General features: G+C 73.4%; 25 protein-coding genes. 18 read left to right on the top strand and 7 right to left on the bottom strand.

The window, feature by feature from the left end; all coding sequences use genetic code 11:
* Positions 1-20: 20 nt before the first annotated feature.
* Entirely contained in the window at positions 21-590 is a 570-nt protein-coding gene (locus NUM_RS06130; protein WP_207123583.1) for a winged helix-turn-helix domain-containing protein, read from the bottom strand.
* 131 nt (positions 591-721) lie between these two features.
* Here NUM_RS06130 and rbfA point away from each other — a divergent pair, with 131 nt between their 5' ends.
* The 7 genes from rbfA to NUM_RS06100 all read left to right on the top strand — a co-directional run bounded on the left by rbfA (position 722) and on the right by NUM_RS06100 (position 5,711).
* Positions 722-1,222 (top strand): 30S ribosome-binding factor RbfA, encoded by a 501-nt coding sequence (gene rbfA, locus NUM_RS06125; RefSeq protein ID WP_207123582.1) that lies wholly within the window; start codon positions 722-724, stop codon positions 1,220-1,222.
* Positions 1,219-2,229 carry a DHH family phosphoesterase gene (locus NUM_RS06120; protein ID WP_207123581.1) on the top strand — a complete coding sequence of 337 codons (1,011 nt, stop codon included), beginning with the start codon at positions 1,219-1,221 and terminating at the stop codon, positions 2,227-2,229. The genes rbfA and NUM_RS06120 overlap by 4 nt, the downstream gene beginning before the upstream one ends.
* Before the next feature lie 86 nt (positions 2,230-2,315).
* A complete protein-coding gene (locus NUM_RS06115; RefSeq protein ID WP_207123580.1) occupies positions 2,316-2,723 on the top strand; it encodes a hypothetical protein in 408 nt (135 codons plus the stop codon).
* A 70-nt stretch (positions 2,724-2,793) separates the two neighbouring features.
* Positions 2,794-3,012: a DUF6186 family protein gene (locus tag NUM_RS06110; RefSeq protein WP_207123579.1), complete on the top strand. Its 219-nt coding sequence runs from the start codon at positions 2,794-2,796 to the stop codon at positions 3,010-3,012.
* 399 nt (positions 3,013-3,411) lie between these two features.
* Positions 3,412-3,546, top strand: coding sequence for a hypothetical protein (locus NUM_RS37635; RefSeq protein WP_263975109.1), 135 nt, complete (start codon positions 3,412-3,414; stop codon positions 3,544-3,546).
* Between the two features lie 10 nt (positions 3,547-3,556).
* Positions 3,557-4,336 (top strand): MBL fold metallo-hydrolase, encoded by a 780-nt coding sequence (locus NUM_RS06105; protein ID WP_225918365.1) that lies wholly within the window; start codon positions 3,557-3,559, stop codon positions 4,334-4,336.
* 49 nt (positions 4,337-4,385) lie between these two features.
* Positions 4,386-5,711 carry an MATE family efflux transporter gene (locus NUM_RS06100; RefSeq protein WP_207123578.1) on the top strand — a complete coding sequence of 442 codons (1,326 nt, stop codon included), beginning with the start codon at positions 4,386-4,388 and terminating at the stop codon, positions 5,709-5,711.
* Between the two features lie 103 nt (positions 5,712-5,814).
* On the opposite strand, the gene NUM_RS06095 is transcribed toward NUM_RS06100, so the two are convergent.
* Positions 5,815-6,723 (bottom strand): hypothetical protein, encoded by a 909-nt coding sequence (locus NUM_RS06095; protein ID WP_207123577.1) that lies wholly within the window; start codon positions 6,721-6,723, stop codon positions 5,815-5,817.
* A gap of 222 nt (positions 6,724-6,945) precedes the next feature.
* On the opposite strand from NUM_RS06095, the gene NUM_RS06090 reads away from it, so the two are divergent.
* Positions 6,946-7,704: a GH25 family lysozyme gene (locus NUM_RS06090; RefSeq protein ID WP_207123576.1), complete on the top strand. Its 759-nt coding sequence runs from the start codon at positions 6,946-6,948 to the stop codon at positions 7,702-7,704.
* 193 nt (positions 7,705-7,897) lie between these two features.
* Entirely contained in the window at positions 7,898-9,271 is a 1,374-nt protein-coding gene (locus NUM_RS06085) for an MFS transporter (RefSeq protein ID WP_207123575.1), read from the top strand.
* Between the two features lie 96 nt (positions 9,272-9,367).
* On the opposite strand, the gene NUM_RS37630 is transcribed toward NUM_RS06085, so the two are convergent.
* On the bottom strand, positions 9,368-9,496 hold the full coding sequence (locus NUM_RS37630) for a hypothetical protein (protein WP_263975108.1): 129 nt from the start codon (positions 9,494-9,496) through the stop codon (positions 9,368-9,370).
* 250 nt (positions 9,497-9,746) lie between these two features.
* Between NUM_RS37630 and truB the strand changes: the two genes are divergently transcribed.
* The 6 genes from truB to dapB all read left to right on the top strand — a co-directional run bounded on the left by truB (position 9,747) and on the right by dapB (position 17,108).
* Positions 9,747-10,592, top strand: coding sequence for a tRNA pseudouridine(55) synthase TruB (gene truB / locus NUM_RS06080; RefSeq protein WP_370466935.1), 846 nt, complete (start codon positions 9,747-9,749; stop codon positions 10,590-10,592).
* A 97-nt stretch (positions 10,593-10,689) separates the two neighbouring features.
* Positions 10,690-11,634 carry a bifunctional riboflavin kinase/FAD synthetase gene (locus tag NUM_RS06075; protein ID WP_207123574.1) on the top strand — a complete coding sequence of 315 codons (945 nt, stop codon included), beginning with the start codon at positions 10,690-10,692 and terminating at the stop codon, positions 11,632-11,634.
* A gap of 183 nt (positions 11,635-11,817) precedes the next feature.
* Positions 11,818-12,087 carry a 30S ribosomal protein S15 gene (rpsO, locus tag NUM_RS06070; RefSeq protein ID WP_030446393.1) on the top strand — a complete coding sequence of 90 codons (270 nt, stop codon included), beginning with the start codon at positions 11,818-11,820 and terminating at the stop codon, positions 12,085-12,087.
* Between the two features lie 319 nt (positions 12,088-12,406).
* The gene (locus NUM_RS06065; protein ID WP_207123573.1) at positions 12,407-14,755 is read left to right on the top strand and encodes a polyribonucleotide nucleotidyltransferase; all 2,349 of its coding nucleotides are present in this window, start codon (positions 12,407-12,409) and stop codon (positions 14,753-14,755) included.
* A 180-nt stretch (positions 14,756-14,935) separates the two neighbouring features.
* A complete protein-coding gene (locus NUM_RS06060; RefSeq protein WP_207123572.1) occupies positions 14,936-16,255 on the top strand; it encodes a M16 family metallopeptidase in 1,320 nt (439 codons plus the stop codon).
* Positions 16,256-16,340: 85 nt separating this feature from the next.
* Positions 16,341-17,108, top strand: a complete 768-nt coding sequence (gene dapB / locus NUM_RS06055) for a 4-hydroxy-tetrahydrodipicolinate reductase (protein WP_225918363.1) — start codon at positions 16,341-16,343, stop codon at positions 17,106-17,108.
* A gap of 29 nt (positions 17,109-17,137) precedes the next feature.
* On the opposite strand, the gene NUM_RS06050 is transcribed toward dapB, so the two are convergent.
* Positions 17,138-17,758, bottom strand: a complete 621-nt coding sequence (locus tag NUM_RS06050) for a GNAT family N-acetyltransferase (RefSeq protein ID WP_207123571.1) — start codon at positions 17,756-17,758, stop codon at positions 17,138-17,140.
* Positions 17,759-17,926: 168 nt separating this feature from the next.
* Here NUM_RS06050 and NUM_RS06045 point away from each other — a divergent pair, with 168 nt between their 5' ends.
* The 3 genes from NUM_RS06045 to NUM_RS37105 all read left to right on the top strand — a co-directional run bounded on the left by NUM_RS06045 (position 17,927) and on the right by NUM_RS37105 (position 20,451).
* Positions 17,927-18,295, top strand: a complete 369-nt coding sequence (locus NUM_RS06045) for a hypothetical protein (protein WP_207123570.1) — start codon at positions 17,927-17,929, stop codon at positions 18,293-18,295.
* A gap of 220 nt (positions 18,296-18,515) precedes the next feature.
* Entirely contained in the window at positions 18,516-19,739 is a 1,224-nt protein-coding gene (locus NUM_RS06040) for a winged helix-turn-helix domain-containing protein (RefSeq protein ID WP_370466934.1), read from the top strand.
* A gap of 64 nt (positions 19,740-19,803) precedes the next feature.
* The gene (locus tag NUM_RS37105) at positions 19,804-20,451 is read left to right on the top strand and encodes a DUF2752 domain-containing protein (protein ID WP_225918362.1); all 648 of its coding nucleotides are present in this window, start codon (positions 19,804-19,806) and stop codon (positions 20,449-20,451) included.
* 81 nt (positions 20,452-20,532) lie between these two features.
* Here NUM_RS37105 and NUM_RS06030 read toward each other — a convergent pair whose 3' ends face one another.
* The 3 genes from NUM_RS06030 to NUM_RS06020 all read right to left on the bottom strand — a co-directional run bounded on the left by NUM_RS06030 (position 20,533) and on the right by NUM_RS06020 (position 22,367).
* Positions 20,533-21,351, bottom strand: coding sequence for a DUF4097 family beta strand repeat-containing protein (locus tag NUM_RS06030; RefSeq protein WP_207123568.1), 819 nt, complete (start codon positions 21,349-21,351; stop codon positions 20,533-20,535).
* A 258-nt stretch (positions 21,352-21,609) separates the two neighbouring features.
* A complete protein-coding gene (locus NUM_RS06025; protein ID WP_207123567.1) occupies positions 21,610-22,092 on the bottom strand; it encodes a toxin-antitoxin system HicB family antitoxin in 483 nt (160 codons plus the stop codon).
* Positions 22,083-22,367, bottom strand: a complete 285-nt coding sequence (locus NUM_RS06020) for a hypothetical protein (protein ID WP_207123566.1) — start codon at positions 22,365-22,367, stop codon at positions 22,083-22,085. The genes NUM_RS06025 and NUM_RS06020 overlap by 10 nt, the downstream gene beginning before the upstream one ends.
* Positions 22,368-22,381: the final 14 nt, after the last annotated feature.

Raw genomic sequence — 22,381 nt, 5'->3', positions numbered from 1 at the left:
GCGCAGGGTGCCGGCGCGGGTCACGATCGTCGGCCGATCGGCAGCGCGACGTCGAGGTACATCACCCGGCGGGCACCGTCCGGCCGCAGCGACTCGTCGTCGGTGCGCGGCAGGTACGGCGCGATCAGGGCGGCGGTGCGCTCTGCCACCTCGGTCATCTCGTCGGCGGTCAGGTAGACGTCGTGGTCGCCGAACGGGGCCTGCCGCCACTCGTCCGGTTCGTCGTCGCGCCGGCCGATCCAGTCCAGCATCGCCACCAGGTAGCGCTCGGCGATCACCGCGGACAGCGCGTCGGTGGCGGCGCGCACGTCCAGGCTGGCCGGGCGGCTCGGCCAGCTGGTGGCGCGGGCGGTGGCCTGCCACGGCCGCTGCCGCCCGGTGCCGCCCGCCGCCTCCTCGACCAGCCCGTACTTCGCGAGCTGGCGCAGGTGGAACGAGCAGCTGGCGGACGACTCGTCGAGCAGCTGGCCGGCGCGGGTGGCGGTGAGCGGGCCCTCGCGGCGCAGCAGGCCGAGCAGGGCGAGGCGCAGCGGGTGGGCGAGGGCGCGCAGGGCGCGCGGGTCGGTGAGTTCCACGACGGGCTTCGACATGCATGCCACCATAGCTTTGAAAAGTTAGCCTTGGAAAGGGTACTTGGCATCGAACGGGCGACGGGCCGCCGAGGCCGTTCGGCGCCATCCCCAGTACTGTCGAAGGGTTCGAAACGAGAGCTGGAGGAATCATGTCGGACCCCGCCCGGGTGCGCCGGTACGCCGAACGGATCAAGGAGCTGGTCGCGTCCGCGTTGCGCAAGCAGGTCAAGGACCCGCGGCTGGGCATGGTGACGATCACCGACGTCCGGCTCACCAACGACCTGCACGACGCCACGCTGTTCTACACGGTGCTCGGCGACCCGACCGAGCAGGCTGCCACCACGGCCGCCCTGGCCAGTGCGAACGGGTTGCTGCGCAGCATCGTGGGCAAGCGGCTGGGGCTGCGGTTCGCGCCGACGCTGACGTTCGTGATCGACGAGGTGCCGGAGCAGGCCGACCACATCGAGCAGCTGCTCGCCGCGGCCCGCGCCGCCGACGCCGAGGTGCAGCGGCAGGCGGTCGACGCGCAGTACGCCGGCGACGCCCAGCCGTACAAGGTGGACGAGGACGACGACGAGGACGAGCCGGACGACGAGGCCGACGAGCCCGACCGTGACCTCTCGCACGCCCGGCCCGGCGGACCCGCGTGACGGCACCCGCCCCGATCGCCGAGGCGGACTGGGCGGCGGCGCTCGACCGGCTCCGGTCGGCCGGTTCGATCCTGCTCACCTGCCACCTCAACCCGGACGGTGACGCGCTGGGCAGCATGCTCGGCGCCGGGCTCGGGCTCGCCCAGCTCGGGCTGCCGGTGCGGGCGAGCTTCCCCAGCCCGTTCGAGCTGACCGGGGTGCTGGCCGAGCTGCCCGGCCGGGAGCTGCTGGTACCGCCGGGTGAGGCGCCGGCCGCGCCCGACCTGCTGGTGTCGTTCGACGCGAGCAGCGTCGACCGGCTGGGTGACCTCGCCGACCGGCTGCACACCGCGGCGCACACCCTGGTGTTCGACCACCACGCCTCCAACCCCGGCTTCGGCGAGGTGAACCTGGTCGACCCGTCCGCCGCCGCCACCGCGGTCCTGGTCGACGAGCTGCTGCGCCGGCTCGGCGTCGAGCTGACCGCGCCGATCGCGGAGTGCCTGTACGTCGCGCTGTCCACCGACACCGGCTCGTTCAAGTTCTCCGCCACCACCCAGGCGGTGCATGAGCTGGCCGGGCGGCTCGTGGCCACCGGCATCCCGCACGCCGAGCTGAGCCGCAAGCTGTACGACACGCGGCCGTTCGGCGCGCTCCGACTGCTCGCCGACGTGCTCGGCCGGGCCAGCCTCGACCCGGCCGCCGCGTCCGGCGCCGGGCTGGTGGCCAGCCACGCCACGCTGGCCGACCTGGCCCGGCACGGCCAGCCGCCGCAGGTGCTGGAGACGCTGATCGGTGACCTGCGTACCGCGCAGGAGGCCGAGGTCGCCTGTCTCGCCAAGCAGGCCGCCGCGGACGAGTGGGTGGTGTCGTTGCGCAGCAAGGGCGCGGTCGACGTGGGCCGGGCGGCGGTGGCGCTCGGCGGCGGCGGGCACCGGTTCGCGGCCGGTTTCACCGGCCACGGCAGCGTCGAGCAGGTACTGGCCTCCGTCACCGCCGCGCTCGCCGATCGCTCGCCGGAGCGCTGAGCACCGCGACGGTTTCGCCCGTTGTGACCGACGGATCCGGGCAACGGGCTGTCCCGCCGCCGGCCGGCGGATGAGAATCGGAAGACGTGGATCAACAGTCTCCGGCCGCGGCCGAGTCCGCGCCACCGCGCTGGTACGCGCCCGCCCGGGTGGTCGGCTTCGTCGGCGCCTCGCTCGCCGTCGGTGCGTTCCCGTCGTTCTCGCTGCGCTCGACGATCACCATGATCGGGATCGGCGGCGCGTTCTTCTGGCTCGGCGTCACCCGCCGGCTGACCCGGCACCCGGCGGTGCGCCAGGTCGCCCGGCAGGCGCTGTGGTGGCTGGTACCGGTGCTGGTGTTCGCCACGTTCGAGCTGGTCAGCTTCGCGCTCGGATCGACGGCGGCGCATCCGACGCTGTCCGCGCTGGCCGACCCGGTGCTGCAGCACTACTGGGCCCGGGCGGCGGTGTTCCTGGGCTGGATCACCGGGTACTGGGCGCTGGTGAAGCGATGAGCGAGCGGGCGAATCGGCAGTCGTGCGTGTCGTGCTGCCTCGTCGGCGTTGCGGCGAAGGAGGAACGGCGATGAGCGTGACGCGCATCGCGACGCTCGTCGCGTACGGGCTGGCCCTGGTGCTGATCGTGACGCTGGAGGTGGCCGGGCGCCGGGAGGGTTCCCGGGTGCCGACGCTGGCCCAGCTGTGCGGCTTCGTCATGCGGTACCGGGTGGGCCGGGTGCCGTTCGGCCGGGTGGCGCTGCTGGGCTTCTGGTGGTGGGTCGGCTTCCACTTCTTCGCCCGCTGAGGTCGTTGCCGGCCGGCCGAATCCGCCGACTGCGCTGGATGACGCCACGATCACAGTCCGCATGCTGGGAAGTCGGGTGCATCCACTGGAACGAACGTTAACTTGGGTCGGGACGTGCGTGGCAACGCAGCGCGTCCAACGGTTCACCCGGAGCCGACGTGGATCCGTCGGCTCCAGCCGTGCCGAGCGCCTTGCTCGCAGCCGTGGCGGCCTTCGTTCGCCGCGGTCGCGTGCCGAGCGTGTCCGTCCGGCCGACGCGCGGGTCACCCCCGCCGTGGTCCGACGGGGCGACCCGACAGTGAGGTCGGGCCTCGACAGCACGGCCCGACATCCGATGCCGGGCCCCACAGCCGATCCGACAGCCGGCCGCCCCGCGGCCGGGGCGTGAGGGGAACTGCCATGCCGACCACCACCGTTCAGCCACCGGCCAAGCCGACCGCGACCGACCCGGAGCGCGCCCGCAAGCAGGAGCGCGACGAGCAGCGCCGGGAGGCACAGCGCGCGCTGCAGCGCTCGCTGGAGAGCCGCTGGTAGCCTGCGCCGGGTGCGGATCCGCGTCCTCGGCAGCTGCGCGGCCTGGCCGGCGCCGGGCCGCGCCTGCACCGGTTTCCTGATCACCGACGCGGCGCGACAGCTCGTCGTCGACCTCGGGTACGGCACCGCGCCGCGGCTGTTCGCCGCCCTGCCGGCCGACCGGCTCGACGCGGTCGTGCTCACGCACGCCCATCCCGACCACGCGCTCGACCTGCACGCGCTGCTGCGGGCTCGGTACTACGGCTTCCGCGGCACCGGCCTGCCCCGGCTGCCGGTGTACGCGCCGCCCGGCCTGGCCGAGGTGCTCGCGCCGCTGGAGGGGCCGGACGGGGCGGAGCTGCTGGCGGCGGCGTTCGACTGGCACGAGTACCGGCCGGGCACCTCGATCGTCCTCGACCCGTTGCGGATCGACCTGGTCGCGCTGCCGCACTACGTACCGAACGTGGGGGTCCGGGTCACCGGGCCGGGCGGCGTGTTCGCCTACACCGGCGACACCGGGCCGGATCCGGCGGTGGCGCGGCTCGGCGAGCGCGCCGACCTGTTCGCGGTCGACGCCACGTTCCAGGACCGTCCGGTGAGCGACGTGATACCCGAACCGCGGTTCAACCTGTCCGCCCGGGAGGCGGCCGGCTTCGCCGCGCAGGCCGGCGCCCGGCGGCTGCTGCTGACCCACTTCTGGCCCGGCGCGGACCGCGACCGGGCCGCGGCCGAGGCGGCCGAGCACTTCGCCGGGCCGATCCTGGTCGCGGACGAGGACCGGGTCATCGAGCTTCCCGGCGCCGGCATGTAAGCAGCGGGCGCCGCTTTCGCTGATTACTCCAGCGTGTCATGATGGCGGCGTGACATCGACCGTACGGGCCGAGACGGCGTCCGGCCGCCGGATCGCGGCGCTGGCCCTGCCGGCGCTCGTGGTGCTCGCCGCGGAACCGCTGTACGTGCTGGTCGACACCGCCGTGGTCGGCCACCTCGGTGCGGTCCCGCTGGCCGGGCTGGCGCTGGGCGGCAACATCCTGTCCGCCGCGGCGATCCTCGGCAACTTCCTCGCCTACGGCACCACCGGCCGGGCGGCCCGCCGGTACGGCGCCGGCGACCGGACCGGCGCGGTCGTCGAGGGCGTCCAGGCGAGCTGGCTGGCGCTGGCCGGCGGGCTGGCGTTCGTGGTGGTCGCCCAGCTGCTCGCCGGGCCGGTCGCGCACGCCCTCGCCGGCGGCGGTACCGGCGGGGCCGACATCGCCGCCGGTGCCGAGCGCTGGCTGCGCATCGCCTCGTTCGGCGCGCCCGGGATCCTGCTGGCGCTGGCCGGCAACGGCTGGATGCGGGGCGTGCAGGCGACCCGCCGGCCGGTGGTGTTCGTGCTGGCCGCGAACCTGCTGTCGGCGGTGCTGGCCCCGGTACTGGTCTACCCGGCCGGGCTCGGCCTGGTCGGCTCCGCGATCGCGAACGTCGCCGCCCAGACCATCTCGGCGATCCTGTTCGTCGCCGCGCTGCTGGCCGAACGGGTCGACCTGCGGCCCCGGCCGGCGCTGCTGCGGGCCCAGCTGTCGGTCGGCCGCGACCTGGTGCTGCGCACCCTGTCGATGCAGCTGTGCTTCACCTCCGCCGCGGCGGTCGCCGCCCGCTTCGGCGCCGCCGCCCTGGGCGCGCACCAGATCGCGCTGCAACTGTGGAACTTCTGCTCGCTGCTGCTGGACTCGGTCGCGGTCGCGGCGCAGTCGCTGATCGGCGCGGACCTCGGTGCCGGCCGGCCGGTCCAGGCGCGGCTGACCGCCCGGCGGATCGGCATCGCCGGCGCGGTCTGCGGCGCCGGCCTGGCGCTGCTGGTCGGGCTGGGCGCACCGGTACTGCCGGGCGTGTTCAGCGCCGATCCGGCGGTGCACCGGCAGGCGATGCTCGCCTGGCCGTGGTTCGTCGGCCTGCTGCCCCTGGCCGGCGTCGTCTTCGCCCTGGACGGGGTGCTGATCGGCGCCGGCGACGTGGGCTTCCTGCGTAACCTGACGCTGATCTCCACGCTGGCCGGGTTCCTGCCGGCGATCTGGCTGGCGTACGCGCTGCGGCTGGGGCTGGGCGGTGTGTGGGCCGGCCTCGGCGTGTTCATCGCGCTGCGGCTGGTGCTCGCGGTGGGCCGCACCGTCCGCGGCCGCTGGGCGGTCCCGGGCTCGGGCTGAGGGCGCCATCCGGGCGCCGACCGGCGGGGGGTCATCGGGCGCCGGCCGACGGCGCCGCCTCGCTGGGGCCGTCAGCGGCAGCGGCCGTCAGCGGCAGCGGCCGTCAGCGGCAGTCGTTCGACACGGCCAAGGCGTGCTTCGGGTCGTACATCGCGGTACCGTCGCCGGCTCCGCCACCCGGCTTGGCGGACGGATCGATGTCCGGTCCCGGTTTGAGCAGGCCGTGGTCGGACGCGGCACAGTCCATCGCGTACAGGTACGCCTGGGAGTCGCGGATCCACACGCCGCGGCTCTCCGCCGCGAGGTGGTCGCCGGTGACGTACCAGAAGACCAGCTTGTCGTGGACCACCACCGGATCGCTCGCGTGCCGGAAGGCGTACGCCCAGACGACGTTGCTGGTGATGGTGAGGTATGTGGTGGTCCGCTGGTGCGTGACGGACACCGTCAACGAGCCCTTGACGCGCGGCTGTTGCCCGGTCAGTTCGGCGTCGTCGGCGACCCGGAGCCCGAACACGCCGTCGTGCACCAGCTCCTGGCCACGGCGCCGTGAGTCGCGAGCCAGGGCGGCGAGCAGGGCCGAGTCGTCGTGGTCGACGAGCATCCGGCGCTCCAGATGGCCCCGGACCAGGACCGTGCGCACCGCGGTCAGCGCCGTGCGTACCGTCGCCGCCGAGTACCCGCCGACGGCGTGTGGGGTCGGCAGCGTGATGCCGGCGGCCCCGGACGGGTAGTCGTACGCGGGAGTGCCGACGAACGGGTCGGTGACCGGTGCCGGGGCGGAGCTGTGGTCGGCGGCGAACCGGTCGGTGAGCCGGTCCGGGTGACGCCAGAGGTAGCCGCCGGCGAGTACCACGGCGACCGCGAGCAGCACCGTGACGGCGACGGTGGCGGGGGAGCGTGGCGCGAGCACGAACCGGAACGGGGCGAGCAGGGCGCGGCCGAGTCGGCGCCGCCGGTTCGCGCGTACGACCCGGCGTTCCGCTCGCTTCCACCAGTCGTTCGGTTCGGACACGGCTGCTCTCTTCGTTCCGGTGCGGGCGGCGACAGGTGATTGTCGCGATCGGGTTCACCGCACCGGATCGTCCGTCCGGCCGCTCCGCGCGAACCGAACGGAGGAGTGGCCGTCTTCGCTTCGGGCGATGAATCCGTTACAACGGATTTGCTTCAGATATGGCATTTGCGGGGAAAGTGGGCTCTAATGGGGCGGCAGTTAGCTACCCGACATGGAGGGCTCATGAAAGTTCCTGCCGTCGTCAGACGTGTTCCCCGCAGGTTCCGGGCGCTGGCCACCGCGGCCGGGCTGCTCGTCGCCGCGAGCGCGGCGCTGCTCGGCGCGGCACCCGCGCAGGCCGCGCCGGCCGGACTGCCCGGCATCGACGTGTCGCACTACCAGGGCAGCATCAACTGGAGTTCGGTGAAGGGGTCCGGCATCCGGTTCGCCTACATCAAGGCGACTGAGGGCACGTCGGTCGTCGATTCGGCGTTCTCGGCGAACTACACCGGCGCGTACAACGCCGGCGTGATCCGCGGCGCGTACCACTTCGCCCGGCCCGGCAGCTCCTCCGGCGCCGCGCAGGCCAACTACTTCGCCGCACACGGTGGTGCCTGGTCGGCCGACAACCTCACCCTGCCGGGCGCGCTGGACCTGGAGGTCTCCGGCTGCGACGGGCTGTCCGCGTCCGCCATGGTCAGCTGGATCAAGGACTTCACCAGCACCTACAAGGCGGATACCGGGCGCGACGCGGTGCTGTACACGACCGCGTCCTGGTGGTCCAGCTGCACCGGTGGCAGCACCGCGTTCGGCTCGTCCAACCCGATGTGGGTCGCGCACTGGGGCGTCAGCAGCCCGAGCGTGCCGGCCGGCTGGGGCACGTACACGTTCTGGCAGTACGCGGACAACGGCTCGGTGTCCGGCATCTCGGGTGCGGTCGACACCGACGTGTTCAACGGCTCGGCCGACCGGCTGCTCGCGCTGGCGAACAACACGCCCTGACCCGGGTGTGCCCGGCGCGGAGGGCGATGCGGTCCCGGTCGCCCTCCGCGCCGGCCCGGCAGCGGTGGGTAGCTGGGCAATTACCCGCGTTTGCCTACGTTCCCGGCTGGATATTGATTGCCTTGACGAGTGCAGCGGAAAACCCGGCCGGTGCGGCATCGGGTCCTGGGCAGCACCAGGTACGAGGAGGTCGATGACGAACATGGCCGAAGCGCAGGCTACGAAGCCGCCGGTGGACCCGGGCACGGTCCGCAAGGCGGTACTGGCGTCCGCGATGGGCAACGCCACCGAGTGGTACGACTACGGCGTCTTCACCTCCGGCATCATCGCCGCGACGATCGGTACCGTCTTCTTTCCCGGCGGTGGCGGCGGGACCGCCGTGCTCAAGTCGCTCGCGCTGGTCGCCGTGGGGTTCATCGTCCGCCCGTTCGGCGGCGCCTTCTTCGGCCCGCTGGGTGACAAGCTCGGCCGCAAGCGGGTGCTGTCGATCACGATCCTGCTGATGTCCGGCTGCACCTTCCTGGTCGGCTGCCTGCCGACTTACTCGGGCGCGTACAGCATCGGCATCGCGGCGCCGATCCTGGTCCTGCTGCTGCGGCTGATCCAGGGCTTCTCCACCGGCGGTGAGTACGGCGGGGCGGCGACGTTCATCTCCGAGTACGCGCCGACCAAACGCCGGGGCTTCTTCGGCAGCTTCCTGGAGGCCGGCACGCTGTCCGGCTACATCCTCGGCAACATCGTGGTGCTCGCCGTGACGCTGGGCTTCACCACGCCGCAGATCGAGGCCTGGGCGTGGCGGATCCCGTTCTTCATCGCGCTGCCGCTCGGCCTGGTCGGGCTGTACCTGCGGACCAAGCTGGAGGACACGCCGGAGTTCCAACGGCTGGAGCAGGCCGGGCAGAAGGCGGAGAAGGCGCCGATCCGGGAGACCCTCGCCCGCAACTGGCGGATGATCCTGAACCTGGTCGGCATCGTCATCCTGCTCAACGTCGCCGACTACATGCTGCTGACCACGATGCCCAGCTACTTCACCGACACGCTGAAGATCAGCGACACCACCTCGGTGCTGATCATCATCGTGGTCGAGGCGATCCAGATCGCGCTGATCGGTCCGCTGGGCGCGCTGTCCGACCGGATCGGCCGCAAGCCGCTGCTGCTGACCGCGGCGATCGGGTTCATCCTGCTCAGCTGGCCGAGCCTGAAGCTGATGCAGAGCGGCAGCACGGTACTGCTGTTCGTCGGCTTCCTGATCGTGGCGCTGCTGTTGCTGCTGATGCTCGCGGTCATCGGCTCGACGTTCCCGGCGATGTTCCCGACCCGGGTCCGGTACGGCTCGTTCGCCATCGGCTACAACGTCTCGACCGCCCTGTTCGGCGGTACCACCGGGGTCGTGGTCACCGCGCTGATCCACGCCACCGGCAACGACGACTGGCCGGCGTACTACCTGATGGCCGCCGCGGTGATCGCGCTGGTGCCGATCATCCGGATCCCGGAGACGGCCCGGGTACCGATGGCGGCGATCGACGAGAGCGGGGTCGGGCAGAAGCTCGAACCGCTGCCCCGCTGACGCGACGCGGCGCCCGACCGGAGGTCGGGCGCCGCGCGGTTGCCGAGGCCGGGCCGAGCGGCCCGGCGGACCGGCGCACCTGGCGCCGGCGGTGGATCAGAGCTCGTGGTCGTGCCGGCTGGCCGAGACGGTCCGGGGAGCGAAGTGGCGCCGCGACCACATCGCCAACGCACCCGCCACCAACACCGCTGCTACGGCTTCCACCAGCAATGCGGTCAACACCATGGCTTCCTCCTCGAATGCTCGGGCCGGCCCCTTCTTCGACGGGGCTCTCGGCTTTCGCGAGGCCAACGGCCTCACTTGGAGTATCGCCCGGAAAGCAGCGAATATTCCGGCGCGCGGCCCGGTCCGGCGGGTGACGTGCCGCACCGTCGAAACGGCGCGGCCGGCCGGCTTCCGCGGGGTCCGGACCGAGCCTCTAAGCTGCCTGGTCGTGGACAGGGCCGGGTTCGTGGTGGTGGACAAACCGGCGGGGATGACCTCGCACGACGTGGTGGCACGGCTGCGCCGGCTGGCCGGTACCCGGCGGGTCGGGCACGCCGGCACGCTGGACCCGATGGCGACCGGCGTGCTGGTGCTCGCGGTCGGCCGGGCCACCCGGCTGCTGACCTACCTGACCGGCGCGGACAAGGAGTACCACGCGACGATCCGGCTCGGCGTGAGCACCGTCACCGACGACGCCGAGGGCGAGCCGACCGGCGGCGCGAGCGCCGACGCGGTCACCGAGGCGCAGGTACGGGCCGGGCTCGCCGCCCAGACCGGCGCGATCCAGCAGGTGCCCAGTGCGGTGAGCGCCATCAAGATCAACGGACAGCGGGCGTACAAGCGGGTCCGCGACGGCGCCGAGGTGTCCCTGCCGCCCCGCCCGGTCACCGTGTATCGGCTGGACGTCGACGCGCTGCGCCGCGAGCCCGGCGGGCTGCTCGACGTCGACGTGCGGGTCGCCTGCTCGTCCGGGACCTACGTCCGCGCCATCGCCCGGGATCTCGGCGCCGGGCTGGGCGTCGGCGGGCACCTCACCGCGCTGCGCCGTACCCGGGTCGCCGACTTCACCCTGGCCGAGGCGGTCACCCTGGACGCGCTGCTCGACGGCGCCGACCCGGTACCGCTGTCGCCCGCCGCCGCGGCGGCCCGGATCCTGCCCGGCCGTACGGTCGACGCCGAGGCGGCGCGGGTCCTCGGCCACGGCGGCTCGCTGCCCGCCGAGGGGCGCACCGGCCCGTACGCGGTGTACGGGCCGGACGGGGCGCTGCTCGCGGTCGCCGCGGAGCGGGACGGCCGGGCCCGGCCGCAGATCGTCCTGGCCACCGCCGGGCGGTGACCCGCCGCGCGCGGGCCGCACCCGATGCGCCGCGCCCGCCGTTGAGTACGGTGAATACCGGTCGGTAACGCCGACCGTCGACGAAGGGGAGGGCGGCGTGCAGCGCTGGCGAGGGGTGGACGCGGCACCGAACGGCTGGGGTCGCTCGGTGGTCACCATCGGCGTGTTCGACGGGGTGCACCGCGGCCATCAGGCGATCATCGAGCACACCGTCGCGCTGGCCGAGAAACTCGGCGTGGCCAGCGTGGTGATCAGCTTCGACCCGCACCCGTCCGAGGTGGTCCGACCGGGCAGCCATCCGGCGGTGCTGACCGACCCGGAACGCAAGGCGGAACTGATCGAGCGGCTCGGCGCGGACGTGTTCTGCCTGCTGCCGTTCACCGTCGAGTTCAGCAAGCTGGCGCCGGAGACGTTCGTGCACGACGTGCTGGTCGAGCACCTGCACGCGCAGGCCGTCGTGGTGGGGGAGAACTTCCGGTTCGGCCACAAGGCGGCCGGCACCGTGGCACTGCTCGGTGAGCTGGGCCGCAAGTTCGGCTTCACGGTCGAGGGTGCGCCGCTGGTCGCCGAGGACGACACGGTCTTCTCCTCGACCTACATCCGGTCCTGCATCGACGCCGGCGACGTGGGCGCGGCCGCAGCGGCGCTCGGCCGCCCGCACCGGCTCGGCGGGGTGGTGGTGCGCGGCGACCGGCGCGGCCGGCTGCTCGGTTTCCCCACCGCGAACCTGCTCACCCCGGCGAAGGCCGCGGTGCCGGCGGACGGGGTGTACGCGGGTTGGCTGATGCGTGACGGGGCGACCGACCGGCTGCCGGCGGCGATCAGCATCGGTACCAACCCGCAGTTCTCCGGCAAGGACCGCCGGGTCGAGGCGTACGTGCTCGACTTCGACGGTGATCTGTACGGCGACCGGGTGGAGCTGGACTTCATCGCCCGGTTGCGGCCGATGCGCCGGTTCGACCAGGTCGAGCTGCTGGTGGCGCAGATCGAGTCGGACGTGCGGGAGTGTCGCCGGGTGCTCGGCCTGCCCCGATCGGTCTGAGCTGGCCGCGGGTGGGGCCTGCGGCGGGCCCGGGTCGCCTGACTGGTACCGTTGGGTCGCACACCGTGTCAGCGGTGGTGACCCGCATGCCTGCACGGCGCCGTGGGTGCGGGGCCGGTTTCGCGGCGCGGACGAGCGTTCGCCCCGGCCGGACACACGAAGGCGACAACGACAAGGGAGAACATGGCGCTCGACGTCGAGACCCGTCAGCAGATCATCACTGACTACGCCACCGAGGAAGGCGACACCGGCTCGCCCGAGGTGCAGGTGGCGCTGCTGACCCGGCGGATCCAGGATCTGACCGAACACCTCAAGACCCACAAGCACGACCACCACAGCCGGCGTGGTCTGCTGCAGCTGGTCGGCCGTCGCCGCAAGCTGCTGAAGTACCTGACCCGCAAGGACATCAACCGCTACCGGGCGCTCATCGAGCGGCTCGGCCTGCGGCGTTGACGTGACGGGCGGGGACGCCACCGACGCCGGTGACGTCCCCGCCCGGTTCTTGGTGCCGCCGCCGCTGCCTGCGGCCCGGCTGGCGCGAAGGACCCGATGCGGTCGGCAGAGTGCCGCCGCATCCCCGGCAGGCATCCGCCGACCGTGACCGGCGGGGAGCTTCGCACCGGTCCTCGGTAGTGGCCCTCGGCGCGTCGCCGAATCCGAAACGGCGACGACCGGGTGCTTCGATCGAAGACCGGACGCGCAGTGGCTCCGCACGTCGTCTGGTGGCAGACCGGCCTGTCGGGAAGACCGACATGCAAGGAGCATTCGCACCATGACAGAAACCACCGGGTACGAACCCGAGGTCGTCAACCTGGGCACGCACTCCGCCCAGGCCGTGATCGACAACGGTGACTTCGGCACCCGTACCATCACGTTCTCCACCGGGCGGCTCGCGCAGCAGGCGGCCGGCTCGGCGCTGGCGCAGCTGGGCGACACCGTCGTGCTGTCCGCCACCACCGCCGGCAAACACCCGAAGGAGCAGTTCGACTTCTTCCCGCTGACGGTCGACGTCGAGGAGAAGATGTACGCGGTGGGCCGGATCCCCGGCTCGTTCTTCCGCCGCGAGGGCCGGCCCAGCGAGGACGCGATCCTCACCTGCCGGCTGATCGACCGCCCGCTGCGGCCGAGCTTCGTCAAGGGCCTGCGCAACGAGGTCCAGGTCGTCGAGACGGTGCTCGCGCTGGACCCGCAGCACGCGTACGACGTGGTCGCGATCAACGCGGCCTCGATGTCCACCCAGCTGTCCGGGCTGCCGTTCTCCGGCCCGATCGGCGCGACCCGGGTCGTGCACGTGGACGGCCAGTGGGTCGCGTTCCCGACCCAGGAGGAGCGCGAGCGCGCCACCTTCGACATGGTCATCGCCGGGCGGCTGCTCGACGACGGCGACGTCGCGGTGATGATGGTCGAGGCCGAGGGCACCCCGGCGACCGTCGATCTGGTCCGCGGCGGCGCGGTCGCGCCGACCGAGGAGATCGTCGCGCAGGGCCTGGAGGCGGCGAAGCCGCACCTGGCCGAGCTGTGCCGGGCCCAGCAGCGGCTGGCCGACGCGGCCGGCAAGGCGACCGTCGAGTTCCCGGTCTTCCTCGACTACGAGCAGGACGCCTACGACGCGGTCGAGCAGGCGATCTCCGGTGAGCTGGCCGAGGCGCTCAAGATCGGTGCCAAGCAGGAGCGCGAGAGCGAGCTGGACCGGGTCAAGGAGCTCGCCTACGAGCGGGTCGGCGGCAGCTTCGAGGGCCGCGAGAAGGAGATCGGTGCCGCGGTCAAGGCGGTCACCAAGAAGCTCGTCCGGCAGCGCATCCTGCGCGACCAGGTCCGCATCGACGGCCGCGGCCCGCGCGACATCCGGCCGCTGAGCGCCGAGACGCACATCCTGCCGCGGGTGCACGGTTCGGCGCTGTTCGAGCGCGGCGAGACCCAGATCATGGGTGTCACCACGCTGAACATGCTGCGGATGGAGCAGAGCCTGGACACCCTGGCGCCGGAGAAGTCCAAGCGCTACATGCACAACTACAACTTCCCGCCGTACTCGACCGGGGAGACCGGCCGGGTCGGCTCGCCGAAGCGGCGCGAGATCGGCCACGGCCGGCTCGCCGAGCGGGCGCTGGTGCCGGTGCTGCCCAAGCGGGAGGACTTCCCGTACGCGATCCGGCAGGTCTCCGAGGCGCTCGGGTCCAACGGCTCGACCTCGATGGGCTCGGTCTGCGCCTCGACCATGAGCCTGATGTCGGCCGGTGTGCCGATCGCCGCGCCGGTCGCCGGCATCGCGATGGGCCTGGTGTCCGACACCGTCGACGGCAAGACAGAGTACCTGGCCATCACCGACATCCTCGGCGCCGAGGACGCGTTCGGCGACATGGACTTCAAGGTCGCCGGTACCAGCGAGTTCGTCACCGCGCTGCAGCTGGACACCAAGCTCGACGGGATCCCGTCGGAGGTGCTGGCGCAGGCGCTGCAGCAGGCCCGCGAGGCCCGCGCGACGATCCTGGAGGTCATGGGCGCGGCGATCGCGCAGCCGGCCGAGATGAGCGACTACGCGCCGCGGGTGACCACGGTGAAGGTCCCGGTCGACAAGATCGGCATGGTGATCGGGCCGAAGGGCCAGACCATCAACGCGATCCAGGACGAGACCGGCGCCGAGCTGTCCATCGAGGACGACGGCACCATCTACATCGGCGCCTCGGACGGCCCGTCCGCGGCCGCCGCGGTGGAGCGGGTCAACGCGATCGCGAACCCGACGCTGCCGAAGAAGGGCGACCGGTTCCTCGGTACCGTCGTCAAGACCGCCGCGTTCGGTGCGTTCATCTCGCTGGTACCGGGCCGCGACGGGCTGCTGCACATCTCCAAGCTCGGCGGCAACAAGCGCGTCGAGCGGGTCGAGGACTACCTGAACGTCGGGGACAAGGTCGAGGTCGAGATCGTCGACGTCGACAACCGCGGCAAGGTCTACCTCGACCTGGTCAAGCCGGAGGAGGAGCAGGCCGAGCAGGCGGCGGAGCCCGCCGACGAGGCGGCCCCGGCGACGGCGGAGGACGGCGAGGGCGACGGCGACGGCGAGCACAAGGCCGGCGAGTCCCGCGATGGCGGCGAGCGGCGCCGTCGGCGCAGCCGGCACCACTGATCCTCGGTTGGCACCGCGGCGAGGCGTCGGGATCCGGGTCACCGGGCCCGACGCCTCGGCGCATCCGGACGTACCGGTCGGCAACGATGCCGCCGCAGGGCGCTGCGGACTCCCGCGCGGCCGTGGCGGGACCTCGCCTCGGCCGGGGTTCACAACACGCCCTAGGAACGTGAGGAACGCGTGAGCGAACGAGCCAAGACCCGGACCCTGGTCGCCGACCCGCTGAGCGGTGCGGTGCGCCGTACCGTGCTGCCCGGTGGGTTGCGGGTGATCACCGAGGCGGTGCCGGCGATGCGCAGCGCCGCGGTCGGCGTCTGGGTCGGGGTCGGCTCCCGGGACGAGTCGCCCCGCCAGGCCGGCGCCTCGCACTTCCTGGAACACCTGCTGTTCAAGGGCACCGAGCGGCGCTCCGCGCTGGACATCTCGGCCGAGATCGAGGCGGTGGGCGGCGAGACCAACGCGTTCACCACCAAGGAGTACACCTGCTACTACGCGCGGGTGCTCGACGACGACCTGCCGCTGGCGCTGGACGTGCTGGGTGACCTGATCACCTCGTCGGTGCTGGCCGCGGCCGACGTGGAGACCGAACGTGGCGTGATCCTGGAGGAGATCGCCATGACCGACGACGAGCCGGGTGACGTGGTGCACGATCGGTTCGCCGAGGCGGTGTTCGGCGACCGGCCGCTGGGGCGGCTGGTGTCCGGCACCACCGAGTCGGTGTCGGCCATGTCCCGCCGCCAGATCCTCGACTTCTACCACCGGCGGTACGCCGCGGACCGGATCGTCGTCGCGGTCGCCGGCAACCTGGAGCACCGGTCCGTGCTCAAGTCGGTACGGGCGGCGTTCGGGCCGCTGATCGGCACCGGGCACGAGGTCGCGCAGCGTCGCACCGGGGCCACGCCGCAGCTGCGCCGGTCCCGCACCGTCGTCGACGCGCGGGACACCGAGCAGGCGCACCTGGTCCTCGGCTCCCAGGCGTACTCGCGTGGCGACCAGCGGCGGTTCGCGCTCGGCGTGTTGAACGCGGCGCTGGGCGGCGGCATGTCCAGCCGGCTGTTCCAGGAGGTGCGGGAGAAGCGCGGGCTGGCCTACTCGGTGTACTCGTTCGGCAGCCACTTCGCCGACACCGGCCTGTTCGGCGTGTACGCCGGCTGCGCGCCCGGCAAGGCCGACGAGGTGCTGTCGCTGGTCTCCGCCGAACTGTCCAGGGTCGCCGCCGACGGCCTGACCACGGAGGAGGTGTCCCGCGGCAAGGGCATGGTGAAGGGTTCGCTGGTGCTCGGCCTGGAGGACACCGGATCCCGGATGACCCGGCTGGGCAAGGGCGAGCTGCTCTACCGCGACCTGCTCAGCGTCGACGAGCTGCTCACCCGCATCGACCAGGTCACCCCGGACGAGGTCGCCGCGGTCGCGGCGGACCTGATGGCCCGGCCGATGTCGCTCGCGGTGGTCGGCCCGTTCGCCGGGCACGACTTCGACACCCCGCTCGGCTGGCGCTGACCGTCGGCGGGTACGGACAGCAGGAACGTCGACGAGGCGGCGCGCGTCGTGGCTCGGCGGCGGTGCGGCGAAGGAGGAAACGTCGGTGAGTGAGACGGGCAACGGCCGGCCGATCCCGGTCGGCGTACTGGGTGCCGCCGGTCGGATGGGCAGCGAGGTCTGCCGCGCCGTCGAGGCGGCCGACGGCCTGGACCTGGTCGCGACCGTCGGGTCCGGCGACCCGATCGGTGCGGTGGCCGACGCGGGTGCCCGGGTGGTCGTCGACTTCACCACACCGCAGGCGGTGCTGGACAACGTGCGCTGGTGCATCGACCGGGGCATCCATGCCGTGGTCGGTACCTCCGGTCTGGACGCCGGGCGGCTCGACCAGGTGCGGCAGCGGCTCGCCGGGCATCCCGAGGTCGGCGTGTTCGTCGCGCCGAACTTCGCGCTCGGCGCCGTGCTGATGATGGAGTTCGCCGAGCGCGCGGCGCGGTTCTTCGCCTCCGCGGAGGTGGTGGAGCTGCACCACCCGAACAAGCTGGACGCGCCGAGCGGGACCGCGGTGCGTACCGCCGAGCTGATCGGCGCCGCGCGCGAGCGGGCCGGCCTGGACCCGGTACCGGACGCGACCGAGACGGCGCTGCCCGGCGCCCGCGGTGCCGAGGTGGCCGGGGTACACGTGCACTCGGTGCGGTCGGCCGGCCTGGTCGCGCACCAGGAGGTGCTGTTCGGTGCGCCGGGCGAGACGCTGACCGTGCGGCACGACTCGTACGACCGGGCGTCGTTCATGCCCGGCGTGCTGATGGCGGTGCGGGCGGTGGTGCGCCGGCCGGGTCTGACCGTCGGCCTCGGTTCGTTGCTCGACGCCTGACCGGCCGCGCCACCTGGGGCGGTGGCGGGTCAGCCGGAGCCGACGGCCGAGTCGTCGGTGTCGGAGCCGGTGGCCGACTCGTCGGGTTCGGGGTCGAGGGCGACGTGCAGGCGGCGCTGCCGGACCAGGGTGCCGTCCATGTCCAGCGCCCGGACCGCGCCGTCGTCCTCCCAGCCGGCCGAACCGAGCAGCGCCCGGCTCGCGGCGTCCCGGTCGAACAGCCAGGCGACGGCGTGGTCGGCGCCGTCGCCGCGCCACAGGTCGACCGCCGCGGCGAGCAGTCTGCTGCCGTGCCCGCGCCGGCCCCAGCGCGGCTCGACCAGCAGGTCGGTGATGGCCGCGGTACCGGTGGACAGCGCGTCGGCCGGCTCGTCCGGCGCCGTGGCCGTCTCGTCTGCCGGGCCGATCGCGGCGAAGCCGACCAGGTTCGCCTCGCCGCCCTGCTCGATCGCGACGAGCACCCGGTGCCGGGCCGACGGCGGGTCGGTGATCGCGGCGAGCCAGCGGGCGGCGAGCGCCTCGTCGTCGAGCCCGTCCAGGATGCGGGCCGGGACGATGCGTGCGTACGCGGCGCGCCAGGTGGCCAGCTGCAGCCGGGCGATCTCCGCGGCCTCGGCCGCCCGAGCGGTACGAACGTAACCCAGCGCCATGGCACCACCCTAGGACCCGCCGTCCGGACGCCCCGAGGCCGGGGCGGGTTGGCGCGTCCGGCGGCTCGGGCCGGTGCCCCGGCCGTACGCTGATGCCGTCCGGGCAGACGGGTCCGGCCGGGTCGGCGTGGGCACAGCGGCCGCGACCGGCGTCGAGGGGAGGGCCGGGTGGCGCACCGGGAGAGCGGCTCCGGCAGCGGCGGCGGGCTGTCCGGACCGACCGAGCGGGCGCTCTGGCTGGCCCTCGCGATCGCGGTCTCGGTTCTCGCGGTCGGTCTGCTGTGGTTGCGCTCGCTCGGCCTGTCCGTACTGGGCGCCCGCGGCGTGATCGCGGTGTTCGTGCTGGGCGAGGTGCTCGGGGTCGGTGGTGTCGTGTTCGCGATTCGGGCGCAGGTCGAGGCGCCCGAGCGGCCGCAGGTGTCGGCGAACGCGCTGGCCACCGCGCGCCGCTGGGTGCTGTCCGGCCTGGTGTTCCTCGTCGGGATGGCGCTGATCGCGATCGGTGCCCGGTTCGCCCCGACCGCCCTCGCCTCCTGACCTGCCCGCGCCGCGTCCCGGCCTCGGCCCGCGATCGGGCCCTGGCCGCGCGCCCCGACCGGGTCCTGTCCTCGGGCCGCGATCGGGTCCCGGCCTCGGGTCCCGATCGGGTGCTGGCCGGCCGTGGTGTGCGGCCTGCCGCCGGCTCCGACGGCATCGGACCCGGGCCGGTCCGCCGGGACGGTGCTTGTCGGACCCCGCCGGTAACCTGCCGCAGGTGATCACCGCACGCGTACCGCACCTGTCGGCTGCGACCGCCCGCCGCATCGCGCTGGGCGCCCAGGGCTTCGCCGATCCGCGCCCGACCGGGGTCCCCGACGTCCGGCACCTGCGCCGGGTGCTGCGCCGGATCGGGGTGATCCAGATGGACTCGGTGAACGTGCTGCAGCGCGCGCACTACCTGCCGGCCTACTCGCGGCTCGGCCCCTACCCGACCCGGCTGCTGGACCGGGCCGCCCATGCCGCGCCGCGCGAGCTGTTCGAATACTGGGGGCACGAGGCGTCGCTGGTGCCGGTCCGGCTGCAGCCGGCGCTGCGCTGGCGGATGGCCGAGGCCGAGCAGCACGCCTGGAACGGGGTGCGCCGGCTCGCGGCGGAGCGCCCCGAGCTGGTCGCCCGGGTGCGCGACGAGGTGGCGCGGCGCGGCCCGCTGACCGCTCGGCAGATCCAGGACGACACCGTCCGCGACCGCAGCGACTGGGGCTGGAACTGGTCCGCGGTCAAGACCAGCCTGGAATGGCTGTTCTACTGCGGTGAGGTCACCTCGGCGGCCCGGCTGCCCACCTTCGAGCGGCTGTACGACCTGCCCGAGCGGGTGCTGCCGGCCGACGTGTTGGCGACCCCGACCCCCGCGCCCGCCCAGGCCTACCAGCAGCTGGTCCGCACCGCCGCGAGCGCGCTCGGCGTGGCCACCGAGCCGGACCTGCGCGACTACTTCCGGCTGCCGGCCGCGGCCAGCCGGCCGGCGGTGGCGGCGCTGGTCGCGGCCGGCGAGTTGATCGAGGTGGAGGTGGACGGCTGGCCGGCCCCGGCCTACCTCGACCCGGGCGCCCGCCGGCCGCGCCGGATCGCCGCCCGTACCCTGATCAGCCCGTTCGATCCGTTGATCTGGCTGCGATCGCGGGCCGAGCGGCTGTTCGGGTTCAGCTACCGGATCGAGATCTACGTGCCGCGGCACCGCCGGGTGCACGGCTACTACGTGCTGCCGTTCCTGCTCGACGACGCGCTGGTGGCGCGGGTCGACCTGAAGGCAGACCGGGCCGCCGGGCTGCTGCGGGTGCCGGCGGCCTGGATCGAGCCGCGGCCACCGGGCGGCATCGACCGGGTCGCCGGCGAGCTCGCCGCGGAGTTGCGCACGCTGGCGGGCTGGCTGGGCCTGACCGACGTCGCCCGGCCGGAGCAGGGTGATCTTGCCGGGCCGCTGGCGGCCGCGCTGGAGCGGTGATCGGCGTCGGCGCTGCCGCCGGCACCGGTCCGGTACGGTGGGGTGGTTCGGCGAAGGGGAGGCCATGGCGTCGGTGAGCGAGATCGGCAGCGCACAGCGAGGGTTGCCCGGGGCGGCGGCCGTGACGATCCCGGTCACCGGCATCGGGGCGGCGACCGGCGACGGTCTGCAGGCCCCGCCGCCCGACTACGGTTACCCGGTCGTCGCGACCGGCTACGCCTATCCGGGGCCGACCGGGGCCGACCAGCAGGCTCCACCGGTCAGGCCGCGGACGCCGATCGGCCGCCTGATCCAGTTCCTGTTCGTGCGGCAGACCTGGTTGGCGCCACTGGCGGTGCTGGCCTGCTTCGGCATGGCGGTCGTCTACGTCGAGCACTTCAACCCGACCACCGGTGCGGAGGGGCCCACCGGCGGCTGCGCGTTCAAGGCGCTGACCGGGCTCGACTGCCCGGGCTGTGGCGGCACCCGCGCCTTCTGGTACCTGCTGCACGGCAACCTGCCGGAGGCGGCCCGCAACCACGTGCTCGCGGTGTTCGCCGCCCCGTTCCTGGTGTACGCCTACGTCGCCTGGGCGCTGCGCCGCGTCTTCAACGTCAGACTGCCCCGGCTGCGCATCCCGTCGGTCGCGTTCGCGCTGTTCGCCGGCGCCTGGGTGGCCTTCTTCATCCTGCGCAACCTGCCCTGGGCGCCGTTCACCTTCCTGTACGTCTGAGCGTCCGACCGGGCGACCGGCCCGGTGCGGCCGAGGTTCGGGTGCCGGCCGGCGCCGGCACCCGGTCCGATGCGGCGTCGGTCAGGAGGCGGCCGGTGCCGGTACCCGGTGGATCTCGATGTCGCCGGAGGCGGTGCTGCCGCGCAGCTCCACGTCGTGACCGGCCAGCGGACGCTCGCCGCCGATGGACAGGTCGCTGGAGGTGGTGCCGGACGCGGTGTTGAGGTCCATCCACACGCCGGTCCCGGCCGGTACGCCGAAGATCAGGTCGCCGGAGGCGGTGTTGGCCCGGACCGAACCGGCGACCACCGCGTCGATGCGCACGTCGCCCGAGGCGCTGTGTATCCGGACCGTGCCGTGCGTCTCGCCGATCCGGGTGTCGCCGCTGGCGGAGTTGTGCGCCACGTCGCCGTCGACCCGGCCGGCGTCGATGTCGCCGGACGCCGAGTTGGCCTTCAGGTTGCCCCCGACGGACGAGACGCGCACGTCGCCGGAGGCGGAGTTCATCGAGACGTCGCCGGTGACCTGGTCCAGCTGGACGTCCCCGGAGGCGTTGTTGACGCTGACGGTGGCCAGGGTGCCGGTGCACACCAGGTCGGCGGAGGCGACCTTGGCCTCCAGCGAGGATCCGGTGGGCACCGCGATGGTGATCCGCAGCTTCGCGGTACGCCGGCCGAACAGCCAGCCCACGCCGCTGGTGTCCGGCGTCTTGATGGTCAGCTGCCCGCCGGACAGCTGGACGATCGTGTCGGCAGCGGCCTGGATGGCGCGGTCGTCACCGGGGTTGAGCGGTTCCACCTCGACCGTCGCGGTGTCGCGCGGCTCGGCGGTCAGGTCGCAACGGCCGGCCGCGACACGCAGGTCGATGCTGACCGGGGTGTCGGTCGCGAACTCGTACATGTCTGCTCCTGGATGTCGGCGCACGGCGTCGGCCGCGCGCTCGCCTGACGGTGTGGATGACAGGGGTGCACGCTGAGGGTGCGGTGGCCTGGCGACCGGCCGGTGCGGCCGCCGCCGGGGCGCGGGTGCGGGTCGACCGGTGCGGTCGGCTGCCGGGTGAGTGTGGGTCGACCGGGACGGACGGCCCCGTGTGGTGCGGGTCGACCGCCGTGGTCGGCGTCGTGCGGTGGGTCGGCCGGGCCGGTCAGGCGGGGCCGGTCAGGCCTGGGCGTAACCGGTGACCCGGCGGCCGAGGCGGGTCCGGGTGGTCGGCCCGGCGCTGCCGCCACGGACGGCGGCACCGATGGCCCGGACCAGCCAGGCGTTGACCGAGATGCCCTCGGTCGACGCGGCCCGTTCGACCTGCGACTTGAGCCCTTCGGGCAGCCGGAGCGTGATCCGGGCGACGTCGCCGGACTCGGCCTCGGCGGCCGGCGGCGGCTCCGGCGGGCCGGGCGGCGCGGTCTCGCTGACGACCAGGTCGGCGGCTCGACCGCGCAGCCGTACCTCGACCGAGGCGTTGTCCAGTTTCGTGGTGATCTCGGCCGCGGCGTCGGACAGCGCCTCCAGCAGGCTGAGCCGCGCCGCGGCCTCCAGCGAGCCGGCGAGCAGCCCGGCCGCCCGCCGGACGTCGTCGTCGCCCGGGGCCGCGCTGGCCTCCAGATCGCGGCGCAACGTTTCCAGGTACGGGTTCAGGTCCATGGCGCAATCCTGACAGCACGGGTGATGTCAACCAACCGGGGGCGCGCCCGTCGATGCCGAGGACGTCGCCGGGGCGTGGGTCTGCCGGCACGGTCGGCGTACCGGTCCGGGCTCGTGCCGGTGGGCTCGGGCCCGGTGCTCGCCGCCTTCCGGTACAGCCAGCCGTCCCAGCGGTGGTCGCCGGTGCGGCGGGTGGCGGGCTCGTGGTCGACGGCCGCGTCGTGGGTGTTCAGGTCTCGGCGGACCAGTTCCAGTTCCAGCACTGATGCGTTCATGACGCCATCATGAC

Source organism: Actinocatenispora comari (assembly GCF_017312725.1).
GTDB lineage: Bacteria > Actinomycetota > Actinomycetes > Mycobacteriales > Micromonosporaceae > Actinocatenispora > Actinocatenispora comari.
This window is presented reverse-complemented; position numbering and strand designations above follow the sequence as displayed.

Excerpts from the sequence above, each read along its gene's own strand:
- NUM_RS06130 (WP_207123583.1), bottom strand. The coding sequence starts at position 590 with ATGTCGAAGCCCGTCGTGGAACTCACCGACCCGCGCGCCCTGCGCGCC.
- rbfA (WP_207123582.1), top strand. The coding sequence starts at position 722 with ATGTCGGACCCCGCCCGGGTGCGCCGGTACGCCGAACGGATCAAGGAG.
- NUM_RS06110 (WP_207123579.1), top strand. The coding sequence starts at position 2,794 with ATGAGCGTGACGCGCATCGCGACGCTCGTCGCGTACGGGCTGGCCCTG.
- NUM_RS37635 (WP_263975109.1), top strand. The coding sequence starts at position 3,412 with ATGCCGACCACCACCGTTCAGCCACCGGCCAAGCCGACCGCGACCGAC.
- NUM_RS06090 (WP_207123576.1), top strand. The coding sequence starts at position 6,946 with ATGAAAGTTCCTGCCGTCGTCAGACGTGTTCCCCGCAGGTTCCGGGCG.
- NUM_RS06085 (WP_207123575.1), top strand. The coding sequence starts at position 7,898 with ATGACGAACATGGCCGAAGCGCAGGCTACGAAGCCGCCGGTGGACCCG.
- NUM_RS37630 (WP_263975108.1), bottom strand. The coding sequence starts at position 9,496 with ATGGTGTTGACCGCATTGCTGGTGGAAGCCGTAGCAGCGGTGTTGGTG.
- truB (WP_370466935.1), top strand. The coding sequence starts at position 9,747 with ATGACCTCGCACGACGTGGTGGCACGGCTGCGCCGGCTGGCCGGTACC.
- rpsO (WP_030446393.1), top strand. The coding sequence starts at position 11,818 with ATGGCGCTCGACGTCGAGACCCGTCAGCAGATCATCACTGACTACGCC.
- NUM_RS06065 (WP_207123573.1), top strand. The coding sequence starts at position 12,407 with ATGACAGAAACCACCGGGTACGAACCCGAGGTCGTCAACCTGGGCACG.
- NUM_RS06050 (WP_207123571.1), bottom strand. The coding sequence starts at position 17,758 with ATGGCGCTGGGTTACGTTCGTACCGCTCGGGCGGCCGAGGCCGCGGAG.
- NUM_RS37105 (WP_225918362.1), top strand. The coding sequence starts at position 19,804 with ATGGCGTCGGTGAGCGAGATCGGCAGCGCACAGCGAGGGTTGCCCGGG.
- NUM_RS06030 (WP_207123568.1), bottom strand. The coding sequence starts at position 21,351 with ATGTACGAGTTCGCGACCGACACCCCGGTCAGCATCGACCTGCGTGTC.
- NUM_RS06025 (WP_207123567.1), bottom strand. The coding sequence starts at position 22,092 with ATGGACCTGAACCCGTACCTGGAAACGTTGCGCCGCGATCTGGAGGCC.
- NUM_RS06020 (WP_207123566.1), bottom strand. The coding sequence starts at position 22,367 with ATGAACGCATCAGTGCTGGAACTGGAACTGGTCCGCCGAGACCTGAAC.